The sequence below is a fragment of the Sheuella amnicola genome (genome assembly GCF_010499255.1).
Classification (GTDB): Bacteria; Pseudomonadota; Gammaproteobacteria; order Burkholderiales; family Burkholderiaceae_B; genus Zwartia; species Zwartia amnicola.
Genome location: NZ_JAAGRN010000002.1, coordinates 128,950 through 148,941, shown reverse-complemented (window position 1 = coordinate 148,941; position 19,992 = coordinate 128,950). Strand labels below are relative to the sequence as shown.

At 53.0% G+C, this 19,992-nt stretch carries 17 protein-coding genes and 1 riboswitch; of the genes, 7 read left to right on the top strand and 10 right to left on the bottom strand.

Going from position 1 to position 19,992, the window contains the following annotated elements; genetic code table 11:
• Positions 1–4 precede the first annotated feature (4 nt).
• The 5 genes from G3I67_RS03235 to phoB all read right to left on the bottom strand — a co-directional run bounded on the left by G3I67_RS03235 (position 5) and on the right by phoB (position 4,680).
• Positions 5–760: a LamB/YcsF family protein gene (locus G3I67_RS03235; protein ID WP_163651555.1), complete on the bottom strand. Its 756-nt coding sequence runs from the start codon at positions 758–760 to the stop codon at positions 5–7.
• A 10-nt stretch (positions 761–770) separates the two neighbouring features.
• On the bottom strand, positions 771–1,763 hold the full coding sequence (locus G3I67_RS03230) for a 5-oxoprolinase subunit C family protein (RefSeq protein ID WP_163651554.1): 993 nt from the start codon (positions 1,761–1,763) through the stop codon (positions 771–773).
• On the bottom strand, positions 1,760–2,521 hold the full coding sequence (pxpB, locus tag G3I67_RS03225; protein WP_163651553.1) for a 5-oxoprolinase subunit PxpB: 762 nt from the start codon (positions 2,519–2,521) through the stop codon (positions 1,760–1,762). The genes G3I67_RS03230 and pxpB overlap by 4 nt, the downstream gene beginning before the upstream one ends.
• Before the next feature lie 115 nt (positions 2,522–2,636).
• Positions 2,637–3,938 carry a phosphate regulon sensor histidine kinase PhoR gene (phoR, locus tag G3I67_RS03220; RefSeq protein WP_163651552.1) on the bottom strand — a complete coding sequence of 434 codons (1,302 nt, stop codon included), beginning with the start codon at positions 3,936–3,938 and terminating at the stop codon, positions 2,637–2,639.
• A 43-nt stretch (positions 3,939–3,981) separates the two neighbouring features.
• The gene (phoB, locus tag G3I67_RS03215; protein ID WP_163651551.1) at positions 3,982–4,680 is read right to left on the bottom strand and encodes a phosphate regulon transcriptional regulator PhoB; all 699 of its coding nucleotides are present in this window, start codon (positions 4,678–4,680) and stop codon (positions 3,982–3,984) included.
• 184 nt (positions 4,681–4,864) lie between these two features.
• Here phoB and ubiE point away from each other — a divergent pair, with 184 nt between their 5' ends.
• From ubiE to rfaE2, 6 genes are all read left to right on the top strand, one after another.
• Complete coding sequence (gene ubiE, locus G3I67_RS03210) at positions 4,865–5,605, top strand: bifunctional demethylmenaquinone methyltransferase/2-methoxy-6-polyprenyl-1,4-benzoquinol methylase UbiE (RefSeq protein ID WP_163651550.1); 741 nt, start codon at positions 4,865–4,867, stop codon at positions 5,603–5,605.
• 171 nt (positions 5,606–5,776) lie between these two features.
• The gene (locus tag G3I67_RS03205; RefSeq protein ID WP_163651549.1) at positions 5,777–6,733 is read left to right on the top strand and encodes a Tim44 domain-containing protein; all 957 of its coding nucleotides are present in this window, start codon (positions 5,777–5,779) and stop codon (positions 6,731–6,733) included.
• Positions 6,734–6,874: 141 nt separating this feature from the next.
• Positions 6,875–7,543, top strand: coding sequence for a ubiquinone biosynthesis accessory factor UbiJ (locus G3I67_RS03200; protein ID WP_163651548.1), 669 nt, complete (start codon positions 6,875–6,877; stop codon positions 7,541–7,543).
• A complete protein-coding gene (ubiB, locus tag G3I67_RS03195) occupies positions 7,540–9,093 on the top strand; it encodes a ubiquinone biosynthesis regulatory protein kinase UbiB (RefSeq protein WP_163651547.1) in 1,554 nt (517 codons plus the stop codon). The genes G3I67_RS03200 and ubiB overlap by 4 nt, the downstream gene beginning before the upstream one ends.
• A gap of 29 nt (positions 9,094–9,122) precedes the next feature.
• A complete protein-coding gene (locus G3I67_RS03190) occupies positions 9,123–10,010 on the top strand; it encodes a ferritin-like domain-containing protein (RefSeq protein WP_163651546.1) in 888 nt (295 codons plus the stop codon).
• 23 nt (positions 10,011–10,033) lie between these two features.
• Positions 10,034–10,522, top strand: coding sequence for a D-glycero-beta-D-manno-heptose 1-phosphate adenylyltransferase (rfaE2, locus tag G3I67_RS03185; RefSeq protein WP_163651545.1), 489 nt, complete (start codon positions 10,034–10,036; stop codon positions 10,520–10,522).
• On the opposite strand, the gene G3I67_RS03180 is transcribed toward rfaE2, so the two are convergent.
• The 5 genes from G3I67_RS03180 to G3I67_RS03160 are packed head-to-tail and all read right to left on the bottom strand — an operon-like array spanning position 10,519 to position 15,825.
• Positions 10,519–11,199, bottom strand: coding sequence for a protein-L-isoaspartate O-methyltransferase family protein (locus tag G3I67_RS03180; RefSeq protein ID WP_163651544.1), 681 nt, complete (start codon positions 11,197–11,199; stop codon positions 10,519–10,521). The two genes, rfaE2 and G3I67_RS03180, sit on opposite strands and share 4 nt — an antisense overlap.
• Before the next feature lie 33 nt (positions 11,200–11,232).
• Entirely contained in the window at positions 11,233–12,087 is an 855-nt protein-coding gene (gene thiD / locus G3I67_RS03175; protein ID WP_163651543.1) for a bifunctional hydroxymethylpyrimidine kinase/phosphomethylpyrimidine kinase, read from the bottom strand.
• 8 nt (positions 12,088–12,095) lie between these two features.
• Positions 12,096–12,899, bottom strand: coding sequence for a thiazole synthase (locus tag G3I67_RS03170; RefSeq protein ID WP_163651542.1), 804 nt, complete (start codon positions 12,897–12,899; stop codon positions 12,096–12,098).
• 25 nt (positions 12,900–12,924) lie between these two features.
• On the bottom strand, positions 12,925–13,842 hold the full coding sequence (locus G3I67_RS03165; protein WP_235931652.1) for a cobalamin-binding protein: 918 nt from the start codon (positions 13,840–13,842) through the stop codon (positions 12,925–12,927).
• A 36-nt stretch (positions 13,843–13,878) separates the two neighbouring features.
• Positions 13,879–15,825: a TonB-dependent receptor plug domain-containing protein gene (locus G3I67_RS03160; protein WP_163651541.1), complete on the bottom strand. Its 1,947-nt coding sequence runs from the start codon at positions 15,823–15,825 to the stop codon at positions 13,879–13,881.
• A gap of 84 nt (positions 15,826–15,909) precedes the next feature.
• Positions 15,910–16,089: riboswitch (cobalamin riboswitch) on the bottom strand.
• A gap of 109 nt (positions 16,090–16,198) precedes the next feature.
• Here G3I67_RS03160 and metH point away from each other — a divergent pair.
• On the top strand, positions 16,199–19,972 hold the full coding sequence (gene metH / locus G3I67_RS03155; RefSeq protein WP_163652078.1) for a methionine synthase: 3,774 nt from the start codon (positions 16,199–16,201) through the stop codon (positions 19,970–19,972).
• Positions 19,973–19,992 lie beyond the last annotated feature (20 nt).

Below are 19,992 nucleotides of genomic sequence, written 5' to 3'. Positions count from 1 at the left end.
TTGCCTAAACACCTACTTCGATTCCCTCGCGTTGCAGGGCTTCGCGTATTGCCTTGGCGAAGGCGACTGCACCCGGTTGGTCTCCGTGAACGCAAAGGGTATCGGCCCGTAGCTTGACGATTGATCCGTCATTGGCTGTCAAGGTTCCCGTCTGCACCATTTGCAGGACCTGTTTGATCGACACATCAACGTCCGTGATCATGGCGCCCGGCAGGTTGCGCGGACATAACGTGCCATCGGGCATGTAACTGCGATCGCCAAAGACCTCGCTTGCTACCTTGCAACCGACCGAAGCGGCGATATCGAGCATTTTTGAGGCGGCCAGACCGAAAAACACCAGGTTGGGATCGACATCGTAAGTTGCTTGAGCCAATGCGCGCGCCAATCCTTCGTTTTTGACCGACATGTTGTAAAGCTGGCCATGTGCTTTGACATGCCTCAACTTGGCGCCTTGCGATGCGGCCACCCCAGCTAGCGCGCCAATCTGTACGACCATCATGTCATAGGCTTCCTGATCGGTGATCGCCATATTGCGACGGCCAAACCCCTGCAGATCAGGCAGTCCCGGATGCGCACCCAGTGCTACGCCATGCTTAATCGCTAACGCAACGGTTTTGCGCATTGTCGCAGGGTCGCCAGCGTGGAATCCGCAAGCGATATTGGCGGAGGTGACATACGGCATGATCGCTTCGTCATTGCCCATTTTCCATGCGCCAAAACTTTCACCCATGTCGCAGTTCAGATCGATACGTAATTTCATATTGGTAGCCTCAGTGCGCAAGAAGACGAGATCGGATGGGGGCAAGCGTATCTTTCAAGTCATCAAACGCGCGCGCACGTGCGCGATCGAGTTCTTGTGCCTGCTCGAGAGAAATGATTTCAAATCGTATTGTGTCGCCCGGGCCCATCTGGGCAAGCAAGGGCAGGTCTACGCTCGCAATATATGCGATTTTGGGGTAGCCGCCGGTTGTTTGCCTGTCTGCCATCAGGATAATCGGTGCGCCTCCGGCAGGAACTTGAATGGTGCCGAATGTAGCCGCTTCGGAAATCATCTGGCGCGGCGTGGTGAGGGATATGTGCGGACCTTGCAAGCGATATCCCATGCGCTCCGATTCGGGACTGATCCGAAATGTTTCATTCACGAACGAGTCACGACTCGCTTGTGTGAAATCGAACCATTGCGCGCTCGTGATGATGCGAATGCTTGACCTGACTGTTTGCGCGACGGGTGAAGGCAAATAGACTCGAATGTCCCACAGGTCCATCGCAAGATTTTCAAGATTTTTGTTGGCTAAAGGTCGCCGCAAATCGATTTCGTCATCACGCTTAAGGGCCCTGCCTTGAAATCCGCCGATGCCGCTACGGATGAAGGTGCTCTGCGAGCCCAGTACCGGCGCAATGTCGAAGCCCCCATGCACAGCGAGATAGCTACGGGTTCCGGATCGACGCGCTCCGAAGGCGATTTCATCGCCCGGGCGTACGATCAGGGGCCTGTTCATGACAAGGGGCTCGGCATTGAGTGTGGCGCTTAAATCCGCACCGCATAGTGCGATGCAACAGGCTTCATCAAATCGCAGAGTGGGGCCTGTCAATGTAATTTCCAGGCTGGCCATGTCCGCATCGTTGCCGACTAGTATATTGGCCAGCTGATGAGAGCGGGCGTCCATCACTCCTGCTACAGGCATGCCGAGGTGCTGATGACCGGTCCTTCCCAGATCCTGAAAGCTCGACTGCATGCCGGGTTTAATAACGCGAATGCTCATGCTTTTAATCCCGAGTGCGCCGCAGTCCCTTGTTGCTCGGCGATTCGATCGAACTCTTCTTTAGATATGGACACAAAACGAACGCGATCACCCGGCATCAGCAGGCTTGGCGGGTCGCGGTGCATATCGAACATTTGCATCGGGGTTGCGCCAAGAATATGCCATCCGCCTGGAAGCAGATTGGGATAAATCGAGGTTTGTCGATTCGCGATAGCGACGGACCCACGGGGAACCGCCGTGCGCGGAACATCTCGTCTCGGAATGGCAAACCGAGGATCGTGCACGCCGATATACGGCAATCCCGGAGCGAAACCAAGCGTGAAAACCATGCTGCCAGGCGCAGTGTGCAGCGCAATGACTTCGGCTTCGGTCAGGCCGGTTTTGCGTGCCACATCGGCAAGGTCCGGCCCATGCTCGCCACCATAACAAACCGGCACCTCGACTTCACGGCTGGATGTGTTGACTTCGGGTAGGCCTTGGTCGATCAAGTCGGTGATGATTTTAGATAGGCTATCGAAGCTCAAGTCAGGCGCATCGCTCGATGGCTGGTAATGCACGGCCACCGCGGTGTAGGACGGAACGACATCCGTGACGCCCGGTAGGCGCGCTTCTCGAATAGCGGCAGAGGCGGATAAGCATATCAAGCCGATTTTTTGATCGATTTCGTCGCCGAAGTCCAAGCTTAGGCAGCGATCGCCTTGGGCACGGATGCTAAAGGGTGGGCGTGAAATTCTCTTTGAGTTAGGCGTAGCGGGCACAAGAATAAAAAATTAAGCGAATTTAGTTGCCAAAGTGTATGCCTTTTCTCTTCGGATAAACAGACGTTTATCACATGCGGCCGAGTATCGACTTGCCACCCTGTTCACACTGTTGCTAATTTGGTATCAGTACCCGCTTTGAGGGAAAGACTAACGAGAAGGTACTGCCTTGTCCCAGCTTGCTTTGTATCTTCAGGTCTGCGTCGTGGCGCATGGCCACATGTTTCGTGATGGCCAACCCCAAACCCGTTCCGCCCACTTCCCGTGAACGACCACGGTCGACGCGATAAAAACGCTCGCTCAATCTGGGCAAGTGTTCGGATGCAATTCCTATTCCGGTGTCCGAGACGCTGTAAATTGCCCTTCCTTCAGGATCGCTTGACCATTTGACGTTGATAAGTCCGCCATCCGGTGTGTAACGTACTGCATTGGTCAACAGATTGGTAATCGCGGAGCTGAGTTCGGTGCTTTGCCCGAAGAGGTTCAGGTTCGAAGCGATATTCCACTCGAAGCGATGTCTGCCACCCGAAAGGGCTTCGATTTGCTGGCGCGCGTTCTGGATCAAAAGCGGCATGTCGACTTCTTCCTGGTCCCGGCTAGTCGATGTTTCTAAATCCGACAAGGTAAGAAGATCCGCAACGAGCGCCTGCATGCGATTTGACTGCTCATGCATCAAATTCAGATAGTGATGGATTTGTTCCCGTGTGAAAGCATCTTTAGGCGCATCCATCAAGGTTTCCAGAAATCCGCCCAGCACGGTCAACGGCGTGCGCATCTCGTGCGAAACGTTGGCGACAAAGTCCCGGCGGGTTGTCTCAAGCTTTTCGATTTGCGTCAGATCGCGTGTAATCAGCAAAAGCATGTCGGTTGAGTAGGGAATCAGTCTAAGCATGATGCGCTGCTCTGTGGCACCACTCGACCGCGTCAGAACAATGGGATCCGGCCAGCTAGGCTGGTTAGCATAGGCGATGAATTCGGGCGAACGTAAAAGATTCAAAACACTCTGACCGATATCCTGGTTAACTTTGAGGTGAAGCTGGCTTTCGGCCGCAGGGTTGAACCATCGAATCTGAAAATCTTTATTCAAGGTAACTGCACCAATCGGCAATGCCATTGCGGCCGACATGAATGCCTCATTGGTTTGACGCAGTTCGGCAATCAACGCCTTTTGCTGACGGTTTTGGTGATATAGCGCCGCCGTCAGATCGTCCCACGGTCCCACATCGGCGGGAGGGTCGAGATCAATGTTCGTAAGCCATGCCCCAACGCGAACAGCTTGATGGCGTCTGTAGACGAGGATGATTCCGCAGGCAAGGGCCAGCAGCACCCATCCGATCGAGGTATTGAATACATACTCGATGCCAACGGCGCAGAATGTGCAAACCAGAAAGAAGACAAGAGTTCGTTGCCAGCTCATGCAGTGTATTTTCGCACTTGATTCAGTTAAACCAAATCAGTTGTCAGCGAGCCGGTATTTGTGCGGTAAAACGATATCCGCTGCCTCGGACCGTTTCGACGTGGAGATCGTGCCCGGTTGGTTCAAGCGCTTTACGTAACCTTCGAATGTGGACATCGACTGTGCGCTCTTCGACGAATACATGGTCACCCCAAACTTGATCCAGCAATTGACCGCGTGAAAAAACGCGCTCAAGATGAGTCATAAAAAAATGTAGTAAGCGAAATTCAGTCGGGCCGATGGCAAGAGGCTGTCCGCGCCCAGTGAGGCGATGCGCTACGGGGTCGAGCCGAAGCCCCTCGACTTCGATCATATCGTCTGTCAGCTGGGGCGCGCGACGGCGCAGCACTGCCTTGATACGTGCCATGAGCTCCTTGGGCGAAAAGGGCTTGGTAATGTAGTCATCCGCCCCTGCTTCCAATCCGTCCACCTTGTCCTGTTCGGCTCCCTTGGCTGTCAGCATGATGACCGGAACCATGCGGGTGCGCTCATCGCTGCGTAACTTGCGCGCCAATGTCAGACCAGATGCGCCAGGCAACATCCAGTCCAGCAGAATCAGGTCGGGAAGTTCCGCTCGTATCAAGGTCTCGGCCTGCGAAACATCAAAGGCTCGCAATACCTTGTGACCCGCAAATGATAAGTTGACCGCGATCAACTCCTGGATGGCAGGTTCATCTTCGACGACGAGAATGGTGCTTGACATGTGAATATGGCCTGAACGTGGAGAGGCTTAAAGAAATTAGGAAGCGTGTATATAGAGGAATCATATGGCGCGAATGTGTCATGTTTATGACACTTTGCTGAAATCCAAGGGTCTTGAAAGCCGCATCGCAAACTAACTGCGATAATGGAGGGCATTACACACGTTAAGTTTCTGGATAAGTTCAATGTCCGATAAAAACACACATTTTGGCTACCAGACTGTTGCCGAATCCGAAAAAGCCGGCAAAGTGGCCCAGGTATTTCACTCCGTGGCTGAACGTTACGACGTCATGAATGATTTGATGTCAGCCGGTTTGCACCGGGTTTGGAAACATTTCACAATCGGGCGTGCCGCTGTGCGACCCGGCATGAAGGTTTTGGATATCGCCGGAGGAACTGGGGATTTGGCGCGCGCTTTTGCCCGCCAGGCAGGCGCCACGGGCGAGGTTTGGCTGACGGACATCAATAGTTCGATGTTGACCGTGGGGCGTGATCGCCTTCTGGACGAAGGTGTGCTTACTCCCGCCGCTGTGTGCGATGCCGAGTTTTTGCCCTTTCCTGACAATTATTTTGATCGTGTATCCGTAGCCTTTGGCTTAAGAAACATGACTCATAAAGATCGAGCGCTAGCGGAAATGGCGCGAGTCCTTAAGCCGGGCGGAAAATTACTTGTTCTGGAGTTTTCCAAAATTGCCAAGCCCCTTGCGCCGGCGTATGACTGGTACTCGTTTAAGGTATTACCCTGGCTTGGGAAAAAAGTCGCTGGAGATGCCGACAGCTACAGATATTTGGCGGAATCCATCCGAATGCATCCGGATCAGGAGACTTTGAAGGGCATGCTTACTCAGGCTGGGCTTGAACGTGTGCAATATTTCAATCTTTCTGCCGGGCTGACGGCCCTGCACGAAGGCGTCAAACTGTCTTGAGCAGTCATTTGCCCTGTTATTTTTAGGGACTGTCGTTTTTTTGAACTATTTGAAATAAGTTGAATCTACTTCTTTCAATCTTGTTCAGCTTTCAGTAAGATTCAGCTTCCAGTCAGATTGAGTGGTACTGGCCTCTTATTCACAAAGCGAACTTTCGCTTAGGAGCACGACATGTCTCGTTATCTATCCCGTTTTCTTGTTGCCGCACTGATAGTGACCGGTGGCGCTGCCATGACGGTTATACCGCTGGATGCCGATGCTGCCCGAGTCGGAGGTGGTTCAAGCTCTGGGCGACAGTCTTCCAATGTCACGAAAAAGACTGCGCCTGCTACAACCTCGACGGCTACGCCTGCTAAGCCAGCAGCAGCACCTGCAGCTGCTGCGCCTGCTGCGGCGACTCCCAAACCTTCCGGCGCTTCCCGCTGGCTGGGTCCTCTGGCCGGTATAGCAGCCGGCTTGGGAATTGCTGCATTGTTATCGCACTTCGGCATGTCGGGTGCTGTAGCCGATTTTCTCGTGATGGCATTATTGGCTGCCGTTGTCGTGTTCGGCGTAATGTTCGTGATTCGGATGTTGCGTGGCGGTGCTTCGCGTCCTGCTTATCAGGCAGCGGGTTCAGCCGGCGCTCCTCAGGATACGGGTATGTTGCGTGAGTCCGCAGCACCTGCTTACACAGCGCCTCAGGCCTCGTCGGCAGCAGCACCGATCGGTTCAGGCACATTCGCCCATTCTGAGGCGAGCTGGTTTATTCCTTCCGATTTCGATACGCCGCGTTTTCTGCAAGAGGCAAAGCAGCAGTTTGTTGCCATTCAAAAAATTTGGGACAGCGGCGATGTGAGCCAATTGCGTAACTTCCTGACCGATGATTTGGCCAAAGAGCTTCAACCTCAGTTGGCGGGTCGCAACGGCGAAAACCACACCGAAGTGGTGATGCTGAATGCCGAGTTGCTGGGAATCGAGAAGGTTACGGATGGTCATCTTGCTAGCGTACGATTCTCGGGCATGCTGCGCGAACAGGTTGGTGCTGAAGCATTCCGCTTCGAAGAAGTTTGGAATCTGTTTAAACCGGAGCAAGGTGGATGGTTGCTGGCTGGTATCCAGCAGATTCCGGTGGAACACGCTAGTTAAATAATTTTTAATGGCCAAATGGAAACGCCCGCACAAAGCGGGCGTTTCCGTGTCTGATGGTTCGTTTTAATTAAAAATCGTCACATTCCGCAGTTAAACTACCGTATTAGCCCTATTAATCTCCGATTCGAATTTTCCCACGTGCGCTCTTTTAAGTTTCCAGCCTTGACATCGGGTGTGCCACATCCTGTTCGGTTGATCGCCGCAAGTTTAAATCTGCTCACAACACAGCAGCCTTGGGCGGCTCAGCGATTGGCGCGACATGCCGGCAAAACTGTCAAAGTCAGTTTGAGCGGATTCGCAGTGTCAATGACAATTGATGCAAACGGTCAACTGGAGCAATCCGATGATGCCATTGTGCCGGATGTCGTGCTAGAAATTGATCCTTCAAAAATAACGATTTCAAGGCTGTTTGATCCTCATGATCGTCAGGATGTCGCCGAGCTTGTCCATATCTCCGGGCAAGCCGCTCTGGCGCAGGTTGTGTCCGATCTTGCGCGTGATTTGCGGCCCGATCCCGAAGATGCCCTCGCACATTGGGTGGGTGACTTGCCGGCAGGACGCATCGTCAGAGGCGTAAAGGGATTGTTCAGCACACTCGCTAGCGGATCTCAGAGTCTGGCGCGCAATACCGCCGAATACCTTTCCGAGGAAACCAATGCTTTATTGGGACGCCCAGCGATGCTGATGCATATTTCGAGTCAAGAGCGCATGAGCCAATTGCTCAATGCGCTTGAGGCAAAACAGGCCACGCTTGCCGCCAGAATTCAGCGACTAAATCAACGCAAGGGCAAGGGGTTCAAGGCATGATTTCACTGCCGCGCTTATGGCGTATCGCTCGCGTCGTCTGGAAATACCGTCTGGATGAACTTGTGCTGTCCGGCATCAATCACCCTATCGCTTTTCGATTGCTCTGGCTGGTTCGCTTGGGCTCGCGACCCGTTACGCCACGAGGGGAGAGACTACGACTTGCCCTGGAATCCCTGGGGCCGATATTTGTCAAGTTCGGACAAGTGCTTTCAACCCGGCGAGATCTCATACCTCCTGACATTGCCAACGAACTGACGCTGTTACAGGACCGCGTTGCCCCTTTTCCTTCGGAAATCGCAGCAGCCTGCATAAAGGAGGCACTCGGTCGGCATCCTTCCGAGTTGTTCGCAGAATTTGAATCAAAGCCGGTTGCATCGGCCTCTGTCGCTCAGGTTCACTTTGCCGTGCTTCATGATGGTCGCCATGTCGCTGTCAAAGTATTGCGTCCGGCCATTCTGGAGGTAATCGATAAGGACCTTTCGTTAATGCGTGCGCTTGCGGCACTCATTGAACGACTGGCTCCGGACGGGCGTCGTCTTAAGCCGCGGGAAGTCGTGGGCGAATTCGACAAGCATCTGCATGATGAACTGGATTTATTGAGAGAAGCGGCAAATTGCAGTCAATTACGCCGCAACTTCGACGCTGCAAGTGGTCGAGAACATTTGCTCGCTGTTCCTGAAGTGATGTGGGATTACTGCGCCCGCACGGTTTTCACCATGGAGCGGATGTACGGCATCCCGGTTGGACAAATCGATCGTTTGCGTGCTGCGGGGGTCGACATTCCTACACTGGCTCGAACGGGTGTCGAGATTTTCTTTACTCAGGTATTTACTGACGGGTTTTTTCATGCGGACATGCATCCGGGCAATATCTATGTGTCCGATCAACCCCAGACGCTTGGGCGCTATATCGCCCTTGATTTCGGTATAGTTGGTTCGTTGTCCGAATTTGACAAGAATTACTTGGCACAAAATTTTCTGGCATTTTTCCAGCGGGACTATCGTCGAGTGGCGCGATTGCATATCGAGTCCGGTTGGGTACCTCCCACTACGCGGGAAGAGGAGCTTGAAGGCGCTGTCAGATCTGTCTGTGAGCCCTATTTCGATCGTCCTTTGGCAGAAATTTCACTCGGACAGGTGCTTTTGAGATTGTTTCAGACATCTCGCCGTTTTAATGTCGAGATTCAGCCTCAATTGGTATTGCTTCAAAAGACCCTTCTGAATGTCGAAGGATTAGGACGGCAACTTGATCCACAGTTAGACTTGTGGAAAACTGCGAAGCCTTACCTCGAAAACTGGATGCATGAGCGGGTAGGTTTAAGGGGGCTTCGTCAAAAGATTGCTCAAGAAGCCGGGCAATGGGCGCAATGGTTGCCCGAGATGCCAAGACTGATTCATTCGCAGTTAAGTCGTCCCGATGTATCAGGACAAGTGCTTTCCGAGCTGCAACGCATGCGTGTCGCGCGGGAGCAGGGTAATCGTTTGTTAATGGCAGTAACCGGCGTGGCAGCCGTAGCGTTAGCGGTCGCAATTTGGGCTTTGATACGCTAAATCCGCCTCAATCTCTCAGGTCAATATTTATGCTCTACACAGAATTGTTCAAATCGATGGAGTCGGTGCGCTGGAATATGGATACAGATATTCCATGGCAGGATTTCGATCGCAGCAAGCTTAGCGATGAACAGGCTCAAACAATTAAGATGAATGCGATCACCGAATGGGCCGCGTTACCCGCAACGGAGATGTTTCTGCGAGACAATCGTGATGACAGCGATTTTTCGGCCTTTATGTCCGTCTGGTTTTTTGAAGAGCAAAAACACTCGCTTGTTTTGATCGAATACCTTAGAAGGTTTGCGCCTGATCTTATGCCAACGGAAGAAGAGTTGCATAAGGTGCGTTTCGATTTTGATCCTGCCCCTCCACTAGAAACATTAATGCTGCACTTCTGTGGTGAGGTGCGTTTGAATCATTGGTATCGCTGCGCGGCGGATTGGCATACCGAGCCGGTGATCAAGGCAATTTATAAAATCATTTCTCAAGACGAAGCGCGCCATGCTGGCGCATATTTACGATATATGAAACGTGCGCTGACTCAGCGCGGTCAAGCGATTGGCGAGCAGGCCCGGCTCGCTTTCGCCAAAATCGGTGTGTTGATGGCCTCGGCGCATCGCACCCCGCAAGCCCTTCATCCGACCAATCTTCACGTCAACAAAGATATGTTTCCAGAAGATACCGTCCAGTCGAAATTGCCGGAGCCGGGTTGGCTTGAGCGGTGGCTGGATACACAGATTCTGTTCGATAAGGTTTGGGAGGGAAAAGTTTCAACGCGTATTCTTCACAATATGTCGTTATTGCTGGACCATTCGTTCAAAACGGTTCAGGACCTAAACCGCTATCGCAAAGACTTGATTCGCTCTGCAACCGGAGTTGTGCTCGCCCCAAGTCCATTAATCGTCCCTGGCGCCTGATTTTCCACGGGCAACAAGAAGAAATGAAAGCCAGATTCGAAAGCAAAATCCTGACGCCGCAAGAGTGTGCGACAAAAATCGCATCACGAGTGTGGCCTGGACCAATTGTTTTCACCAACGGTGTTTTCGACATTTTGCACCGGGGCCATGTGACCTATCTTGATTGCGCCGCCCAGCTTGGAGGTGCACTGGTTGTTGCCGTTAATTCTGATGCGTCTGCAAAACGTCTGGGTAAAGGTCCTGATCGGCCCCTGAATCAAGCTCAGGATCGGGCCGCGTTGCTAGCCGCCTTGGAGTGTGTCACTGCGGTGACGATTTTTGAAGAGGACACACCCTACGAGTTGATCGCACAACTTCGTCCCGATTTGATCGTTAAGGGTGGTGATTACGATATGACCAAATTACCCGAGACGCGACTTGTCGAATCATGGGGCGGTCGGGCGGTTGCAATACCGTTCGAATTTGCGCGGTCTACGACTGCATTGGTGACAAAGATCCGGCAAGCCTCTTAGAACTTGAAGAGTGAGACAATCGGACCCGTTAATGGTTTGATCACCGTTTCGAACAAGGGAGTGGTTTCAAAGCTGGCTGCCGTGGTGCGCGTAATGCGATAAACAGTCATGGCAGGTGCTTGACCGACGATGACGATCATGCGCCCACCAACACGCAATTGATACTTCAGGGTATCAGGAATGGCTGGTACCGAACCTGTTACCAAAATGGCATCGTATTCAGTGGTGCCCCAACCATTGCTGGCATCACCAGTCTCGATATGTACATTTTTGATCTGTGCTTGATGCAAATTTTGTTGAGCAAAGGCAACCAGCCTGGGATCGATTTCGATTGATGTCACTTCCCGGGCAAGGTAGGCAAGCATGGCTGCCTGGTAACCCGAGCCGGTTCCAACTTCCAGTACGCAGTCATCAGGCTTGAGAAGCAACATTTGCGCAAGACGCGCTTCCATCTTGGGGGAAAGCATTGTTTGATTCGTGTCCGCGGATTGAACAATCAGCGGAATTTCCATATCTACAAATGCCAGCGCCCGATAAGCGGAAGGAACAAACTGTTCGCGACGAACTTGCGTCAACGCTTCAAGGACCCTGGCGTCATAAACATCCCAAGGTCGGATTTGTTGCTCGATCATGTTGAAGCGGGCGATTTCGATTTTGGGCAAGTTTGATGCGTTCATGAGCCGGTACAAGATTTGGATTGAGGCAAACCCTTATTGTAAGGGGGATTGCTTCCACAAGTGAAAGAAGTGGTGCAAAGGGCCGTGCCCACGGCCTACTGCAAGCATATCTGCGTGGGCGATAGCACCGACTAAATATTCTTTTGCTAACTTTGCCGCATGAGGTACGTCCGAAGTGCGCACCAGCAGGGCAGCAAGTGCTGCCGACAATGTACAGCCGGTCCCGTGCGTATTGCGAGTTTGAATTCTATGCCCGGGCAATTCGATCATTCTGTCCCCATCGTGCAAAAGATCGATAGTTTCGTTGCCCGGAAGATGGCCGCCTTTGACCAGTACCCATCGCTGGCCTTGATGGCTCATCATCTCGCGAAGGCGCTCTGCGACACGGCGCATTTCCTTGACTGTTTCGACTTGGCGCATTTCTAGTAGGACACCGGCTTCAGGCAAGTTTGGAGTGAGCAATGTTGCTTGAGCAAGAAGCTGATCACGCAGTGCGCCGACTGCCTTCTGTTCGAGCAGCAGGTCACCGCTTTTGGCGACCATAACCGGGTCCAGGACAATATGTCGTGGGGCGTAGTGTCCGAGCCGATCAGCAACGACTTCAATGACGCCGGTCTGACCAAGCATGCCGATTTTGACTGCGTCAATCATGACATCGGCAAAGAGGGTATCTATCTGCTGACGAACGAATTGAGGGTTGACAGGTGCAATATCAGTGACCGCGACCGTATTTTGGGCAGTCAGTGCAGCGACCACCGCGCATGCATAGGTACCGAGCGCACTCATCGTTTTTACATCCGCCAAAATCCCGGCCCCGCCGGAAGGATCCATGCCGGCGATGGTCAGAGTGTTTGGTATGGAAGTTTTTTTAGTATCGGTACTTGTCATACAGGAATTCAAGCAGGTTTGGATGGCGTGATCAGGCCACTCGTTGGCGAACTCGGCGCGCCTTGATATGTCTTGCGAGGTACGCGTCCGGCAAGGAATGCTTCACGCCCGGCTTGAACAGCTTTTTTCATTGCGCTTGCCATCAGAACAGGATTTTGTGCGCCGGCAATCGCAGTGTTCATTAACACCCCGTCGCATCCAAGCTCCATGGCTATCGCTGCATCGGAGGCCGTGCCGACTCCGGCATCGACAAGAACGGGCACGCGCGCTTGATCAATGATGAGTTTGAGGTTCCATGGATTCAGTATGCCCATGCCCGAGCCGATCAGCGAGGCAAGCGGCATAACGGCAACGCATCCGATATCTTCCAGCATCCGGCACTGGATTGGATCATCCGTGCAATAAACCATGACATCAAAGCCTTCGGCGACAAGCGTCTTTGCCGCAGCCAGTGTTTCGGGCATGTTAGGAAACAGCGTTTGGGGGTCGCCAAGCACTTCCAGTTTGACCAGTTTGTGGCCGTCGAGCAGTTCACGTGCCAACCGCAGTGTGCGCACAGCGTCATCTGCGGTGTAGCAACCTGCAGTATTTGGGAGCATCGTGAAGTTTGACGGCGGCAGAAACTCGAGCAAGCTCGGCTCATTGGCGTTTTGCCCGATGTTTGTGCGACGAATCGCCACGGTGACGATTTCGGCACCGCTTTGCTCAATCGCCTCGCGCGTTTGCTGAAAGTCTTTGTATTTACCTGTGCCAACCAACAGTCTTGAACTGTATTGGGTGCCGGCAATGATCAGGGGGTCTTGTTGCGTCATGTTTTGCTCAAAAAACTAAAAACGATTATTTGCTACGAACCTGTTCGATCACGTCGCAAATACGGGTGGCCGCATCGATCAGGCGAGGGCCCGGTCGATACAGCACGTCTGCATCGATCATGAAAACATGTCCGGGTCGAGCAGCAGGCAATCCGGCGACTTTCCAGTATGCCAGAGACTGCGTGTCGGCTGCTGGGGCCGCTGGAGCCCCCACTTTGCCGACCAGAATCAGGTCCGGCTTTGCCGCGATCACGCTTTCGATACTGATTTTGGGTGCGAGGGCGGAGGACTCGCCAAAGACATTGACCCCACCACACAACCCAATGACGTCCGAAAGAATGTGATCGCCACCGAGAGAATATTCGGGTTCGGCACCTGCCTGGATAAAGACCCGAACCAACGGGCGCTGTGATGCGCGATTGCTGAGAGAATCCAGCTTCTTTCTCAGTGCATCTGCCCGATTTCGAGCCGTGCCGGATGTTCCCAGCAGGACGCCAAAGGTTTCGACACTATCGGGTATGTCGGCAAGCGTTTGGGGTGAGCTGATGAAAACAGGAATATTCAGGGAGTCCAGTGAAATGGTTTGATCCGGAAGCCATCCAATGATCAGGTCTGGTTTGAGCGCGGCGATTTTTTCCGGGTCCGGGGTCAAACCATCTCCAATACGGGGCAGGGTGCGAGCCTCGGGAGGAAAGTCGCTTGCGTTCACGGTTGCGACTATTTTGCTTCCTGCGCCTGCCTCAAAAACAAGTTCGGTCACATGGGGCGTGAGCGTCACGACGCGCTTGGCAGGCTGGCTCAGCAAGACAGCCCTGCCATTGTCATCAATGATCTCGATGTCGGCGGCGAGGGCTTGAGGAATCAGAAAGCAACAAGCGGCCGCACCTAGCGATAAACGAATCAAACTATTTTTGAGGGACGTAAAACGCATCGGCGCGGACATGACGAGACCTGAGAGGCTCAACAGAAGGGTTTGATGCTACATCCGCCAGGCGACGTTGACAAACACATTCGATCCAGGGGTGTTGTATCCCTCCACCAGAGTGTAGGTCTTGCCCAACACATTGTTCCAACGGACCTGAATTTCCGCACTAGAGGTGATCGGGTAGCTGCCATAGAGATTGAGCAAACCATATCCCCCAAGTGTCTGACCTGTCATGGAATCCATGCGATAGCTCGTCAATAGCCACTCACCCGTCACCCTGAATTGTCCGATCGACTGGTCGACGGCCATTTTCAAGACTTGCTGAGCCCGTTGGGGTAGTAATTTACCCGTGTCGGCGTTGCGGGGATCCATGAAGTCAACGCTGCCACGGACAGTTGTGTTTTTACCGAAGCGCTGAGAGCCAGTCAGTGTGACGCCCTGAATAACGGCTTTGCCGATGTTGTAAGGCGCGTAGACGGAGAAAGGGTCGTAAGGTGAAACGGGTTGGCTGATGATCAGGTTCGTGATTTCGTTACGGTAGGCTGTCAGCCCGAATTGTGATTGCTCGGTTGCGTACTTTAAGCCCGCTTCAATATTGCGAGAGGTTTCGGGTTGTAACTGAGCATTTCCCATGTAATAAGGGGTGACGGGCCAATACAGCTCATTGAAGTTAGGTGCGCGAAAGCCGGTATTTGCGCCTACGGTGGCTTTCCACTCTTTATCCAGAGCCAAGCCATAAGCCAGGCTGCCTGTTACAAAATTGCCGTACTGGGAGTTATTGTCATCGCGCACGCTAGCTTGAACGGATTGATCGCCCCATGAGCCGCGATAAACACCCATTACCGAATTCGTGTAGCGACTTGTTTGCTGATAATTGACGATATTCGGAGTTGGATAGCTGCCGTCGGAAAGTTTTCCGTCCACATTTTGATCCAGGCGTTCGAAAGCAAGAGAGAACTGTTGCGTTGACGAAAATTTCAGATCGTTTTGCCAGGTGTATTGACCTTGATTAGTCTTGAAGTACTGCGAAGGGTCCCATGCAGAAGAGTCCGAAGCCGCACCATAGGTTCGATAATTGTCCGAGGTGAGTCCGGCACTCAGCGTGCTCGTCCACATCTCATTGATGACGTTGCGACTGGTCAGAATATTGGTGCTCAGCGTCTGGATGCTGCGGTCGCTGAAAGTGGGTAGGCCGATGTCGTAGCCTCCGTTGACGCGCGACTGGAACGTTTGAAACGTTAGGGTTTGGCCCTCTTTCCATGTGTAGCCGAGCGTGCCCCCCGCATTGCTTCGATAATAAGAATCGTTTCCGGGAGTGAAGTAATAGTTTGATGGTGTGGTCGTATTAAAACCGCTGCTTTGACCGTAGCCGCCATACAGGCTGTATACCCAACCATTTGAAGCGCCTGAGAAACCTGCGTCGTATTGCGTGGTCGCATACGTGCCTACGCCGGCATTCACATACGCTGAAAACGGACGATCTTGTTCGCCCCGGGTAATGATGTTCACGACACCGCCAATCGCGTCTGCTCCATACAGACTCGAACTCGCGCCTCGAACGATTTCGACGCGTTCGATACTATTAAGGGCAATGGCACTCAGCGATGGCAGGCCGGTCGTGCCGTTGTTGACGCGAATGCCATCGATCAACACTAGGGACTGATTACTGTTAGTGCCGCGAATGTTGATCGTATTCACGGTCTGGGGACCACCATAGTTGATCGAGCTGATCGCGTGCTGGCGTTCAAGGACATCACCAAGCGTGCCGTTTGGCAGGGTGTCAAGTGTTTCGCGTGAAATGACACTGTTGTCGCCAAGTGTCTCGGATAGCGGTTCGGCAGTGCGTGCTGGCGTCACGACAATCGTAGACATCTGCGAAGATGGCCCTTGGGGGGCAGATTCAAGCACGGGAGGGGCGGAGGGTGTGTTTTGCGCAAATACATGCGCACAAGCTGCCAATGCGGCAGCGCCGGCCGATAGCCGGAAGATTGGATTGGACATTTAAAGACCTTTAGCGGTCGTGCGTCCCCGCACGACTGTTATTCAATAAGTCGGCAGGTTGTTGAATTCGTGCCGACTCGCTTAAATTGGCCGGTATCGGGCTGGCGCCAATGTGGATCGCGAATGAATTCGCAGGCGCTGACCGTTGCGGGGGCAGCACAGGCACAAGACATGAACCATGTCTTTCCCTGTTTCCCGTTTAACTTTCCCAGTGCAGCGAACGGACGGATAGTCCGGACACCTGATGCACCGAAAGCACCAATTCTGCCTGCAATGTAGCACGGGCAGGGACTTAACCTCGGAATCCCCATCTTTGAAAGACTATTTTTGGTACGATGTCAGGCTGCCCTTTTTACATTTCAAGCCCCTAGACATGTCCTACCCTAAACTGCCTTATCCGATCGAAAGTTTTACCCGTGGCTCCGAGTTTGCTCGATCGCTGGGTAAGCGCATCATGATTCTGGATGGTGCGATGGGAACCATGATTCAGCGCTACAAGTTATCTGAAGCCGATTTTCGTGGGGAGCGCTTCGTTGACCATGGTAAGGATATCAAGGGAAACAACGAGATTTTGTCGCTGACGCGACCGGAGGTGATTCGCGAGATTCACGAGCAGTATCTTCAGGCCGGGTCCGATGTGATCGAGACCAACACTTTTGGTGCCACGTCGATCGCGCAATCCGATTACGATTTGCCTGAGCTTGCATATGAGTTGAATCTTGAGTCGGCACGGATCGCTAGGGCTGCATGCGATAAATTCAGCACCCCCGATCGTCCGCGATTTGTTGCGGGAGCGTTGGGCCCTCAACCCAAAACGGCTTCGATTTCTCCGGATGTGAATGACCCGGGGGCGCGCAACGTCACTTTTGACGAGCTGCGCCACGCTTACGCGGAGCAATTGAATGGACTGATGGATGGCCAGATCGATATCGTATTGATCGAAACGATTTTCGATACCTTGAATGCCAAGGCAGCCATCTTCGCGGTTGAAGAGGTATTCGAGAAGCGCGGTGAGCGTCTGCCGGTGATGATTTCGGGTACGGTGACCGATGCGTCCGGCCGTATTCTGTCAGGCCAGACGGTAGAGGCGTTCTGGAATTCGGTTCGTCATGCTCGTCCTGTCACGATTGGTTTGAACTGCGCGTTAGGTGCGGCGCTGATGCGCCCCTACATCGCCGAACTTTCCAAGATTTGCGATACCTATGTATGCGTTTATCCCAATGCGGGTCTTCCGAATCCGATGAGTGACACCGGCTTTGACGAAAGCCCCGCAGACACATCTGCTTTACTGGAAGAGTTTGCCCAATCGGGATTGGTCAATATGGCTGGCGGTTGTTGCGGAACAACCCCGGATCATGTTCGGGCCATCGCCGAAAAGGTTTCGAGCCTGCCTGTTCGCGTTGTGCCGGACATTCCTGTGCGCACGCGGCTGTCAGGTTTGGAGGCTTTGAATTTCGATGAAGAGTCACTCTTCATCAACGTTGGCGAACGTACCAACGTGACAGGCAGCAAAATGTTCGCGCGCCTGATTCGCGAAGAAAAGTATGATGAGGCGCTCGCAGTCGCTCGTCAGCAAGTCGAAAATGGAGCCCAGATTATCGATATCAACATGGATGAAGCCATGTTGGATTCGCAGGCGTGTATGCACAGGTTCTTGAATCTCATCGCGTCAGAGCCTGATATCGCACGTGTGCCGGTCATGATTGACAGCTCGAAATGGTCTGTCATCGAAACCGGACTGAAATGCGTTCAGGGAAAGGCGATCGTCAATTCGATCTCCCTGAAGGAGGGAGAAGAGCCCTTCCTGACGCAAGCACGTCTTTGTCGACGTTACGGTGCCGCCGCTGTCGTGATGGCCTTCGACGAGAAAGGCCAAGCCGATACTTATGAGCGCAGACAGCAAATTTGCGCGCGCGCATACCGGTTGTTGGTCGACGTTGTCGGATTCCCTCCGGAAGATATTATTTTTGATCCGAATGTTTTTGCGATCGCCACGGGTATCGATGAGCACAATCATTATGCCGTCGATTTCATCGATTCGACACGCTGGATTCGCCAAAATCTGCCTCACGCCCGCATATCCGGCGGAATTTCGAATGTGAGTTTTTCTTTCCGAGGCAACGAACCTATGCGTGAGGCGATTCACGCAGTCTTCCTGTATTACGCGATACGAGAAGGCCTGAGTATGGGGATCGTGAATGCAGGGCAGCTTGGTGTTTACGCCGATATAGATCCCATTTTGCGGGATCTGGTTGAAGATGTCGTTCTCGACCGTGCCGAGCCGGTCGGCTTGAAAGAGCCTGATGACACGCGAACGCCAACTGAGCGCCTTGTGACTTTCGCAGACACAGTTAAGGGCAGTGGCATTAAGCGTGAAGAGGATCTGACATGGCGTCAACAGTCGGTTGAAAAACGATTGGCGCATGCCATGGTTCATGGACTGACGAATTTCATCATCGAAGATACGGAAGAAATTCGTCAGCAGATTGCATCGCGAGGCGGCCGTCCGATCGAGGTGATCGAAGGCCCGCTAATGGATGGCATGAATATCGTCGGCGACCTGTTTGGCGAAGGCAAGATGTTCTTGCCGCAGGTTGTGAAGTCTGCTCGCGTGATGAAACAGGCCGTCGGACATCTTGTGCCATTCATCGAGGAAGAAAAGAAACAGATCGCCGCCGCCGGGGGCGATGTGCGCGCCAAGGGCAAGATTGTCATGGCGACAGTCAAAGGCGATGTGCATGATATCGGCAAAAATATTGTGACTGTTGTACTCCAGTGCAACAACTTCGAAGTTGTCAACATGGGCGTCATGGTGCCCGCATCTGAGATTTTGGCTTGTGCCAAAGCCGAAAATGCCGACATTATCGGATTATCGGGATTGATTACGCCAAGCCTAGAGGAAATGGCCTATGTCGCAAGCGAAATGCAGCGCGACGAATATTTCCGTTCACGCAAAATGCCTTTGATGATCGGCGGTGCAACGACAAGCCGCGTTCACACTGCAGTCAAGATTGCACCGCATTATGAAGGACCCGTGATTTATGTTCCCGATGCCAGTCGCTCGGTAGGGGTTGCGCAGAATCTCGTGTCCGAAACCGCCAATACCTATCTTCAGGAGCTCGCAGCGGATTACGAAGAGGTCCGCCGCCGTCACGCCGGTCGTAAAGCCACGCCGTTGATTACTCTTGAGCAGGCTCGTGCCGCAAAAGCTTCGATCGACTGGGCATCCTATACGCCGCCGCGTCCAAAGTTCATCGGCCGCAGAACCTTCAAGAATTTTGATCTGTCCGAGTTGGCCCGTTTTGTCGACTGGACCCCATTTTTCCAGACATGGAGTTTGTTCGGACAGTTTCCCGCGATTCTGGATGACAAGGTTGTTGGCGAGCAAGCTCGCAAAGTGTATGAAGATGGTCAGGCGATGCTTAAACGCATCATCGATGGTCGCTGGTTGACTGCTAATGGTGTCGTCGCGTTTTATCCAGCCAACACGATCAATGATGATGATATCGAGGTCTATCAGGATGAATCGCGAGACAAGGTGTTATTCACCTGGCGTGGTCTGCGGCAACAAGGTGTCAAACGCGAAGGCGTCGATAACAAATGTCTGGCGGACTTCATTGCGCCGAAGTCTTCGGGCAAGACTGACTACATTGGCTTGTTCGCCGTGACGGCCGGCGTAGGTGTCGAGAAAAAAGAACAAGAGTTTCAGAAGGCTAACGACGATTATTCCTCGATCATGTTCAAATCTCTTGCGGATCGCATGGCCGAGGCGTTTGCAGAAGCATTACATGCCAGGGTTCGTCAGGATTTGTGGGGCTATGCGCCGCAAGAGAACTTGTCGAACGAAGACATGATCAAGGAAAAATATCAAGGGATTCGTCCGGCTCCGGGCTATCCCGCATGCCCCGAGCATGTCGTTAAACGCGACATGTTCGATGTTCTGGATGGCGCCGATATTGGAATGATGCTGACTGAAAGTTATGCGATGCACCCCGCGGCAAGTGTTTCGGGCTTTTACTTTAGCCATCCGCAGTCGCAGTACTTTAATGTCGGCACAATCGGAGAGGATCAGGTGCGAGATTATGCGATGCGATCCGGGCGAACCGAAGAGGACGTCAAACGTACACTTGCACCAAACTTGGGGTGATGCCTCACAGCGGATCGCTC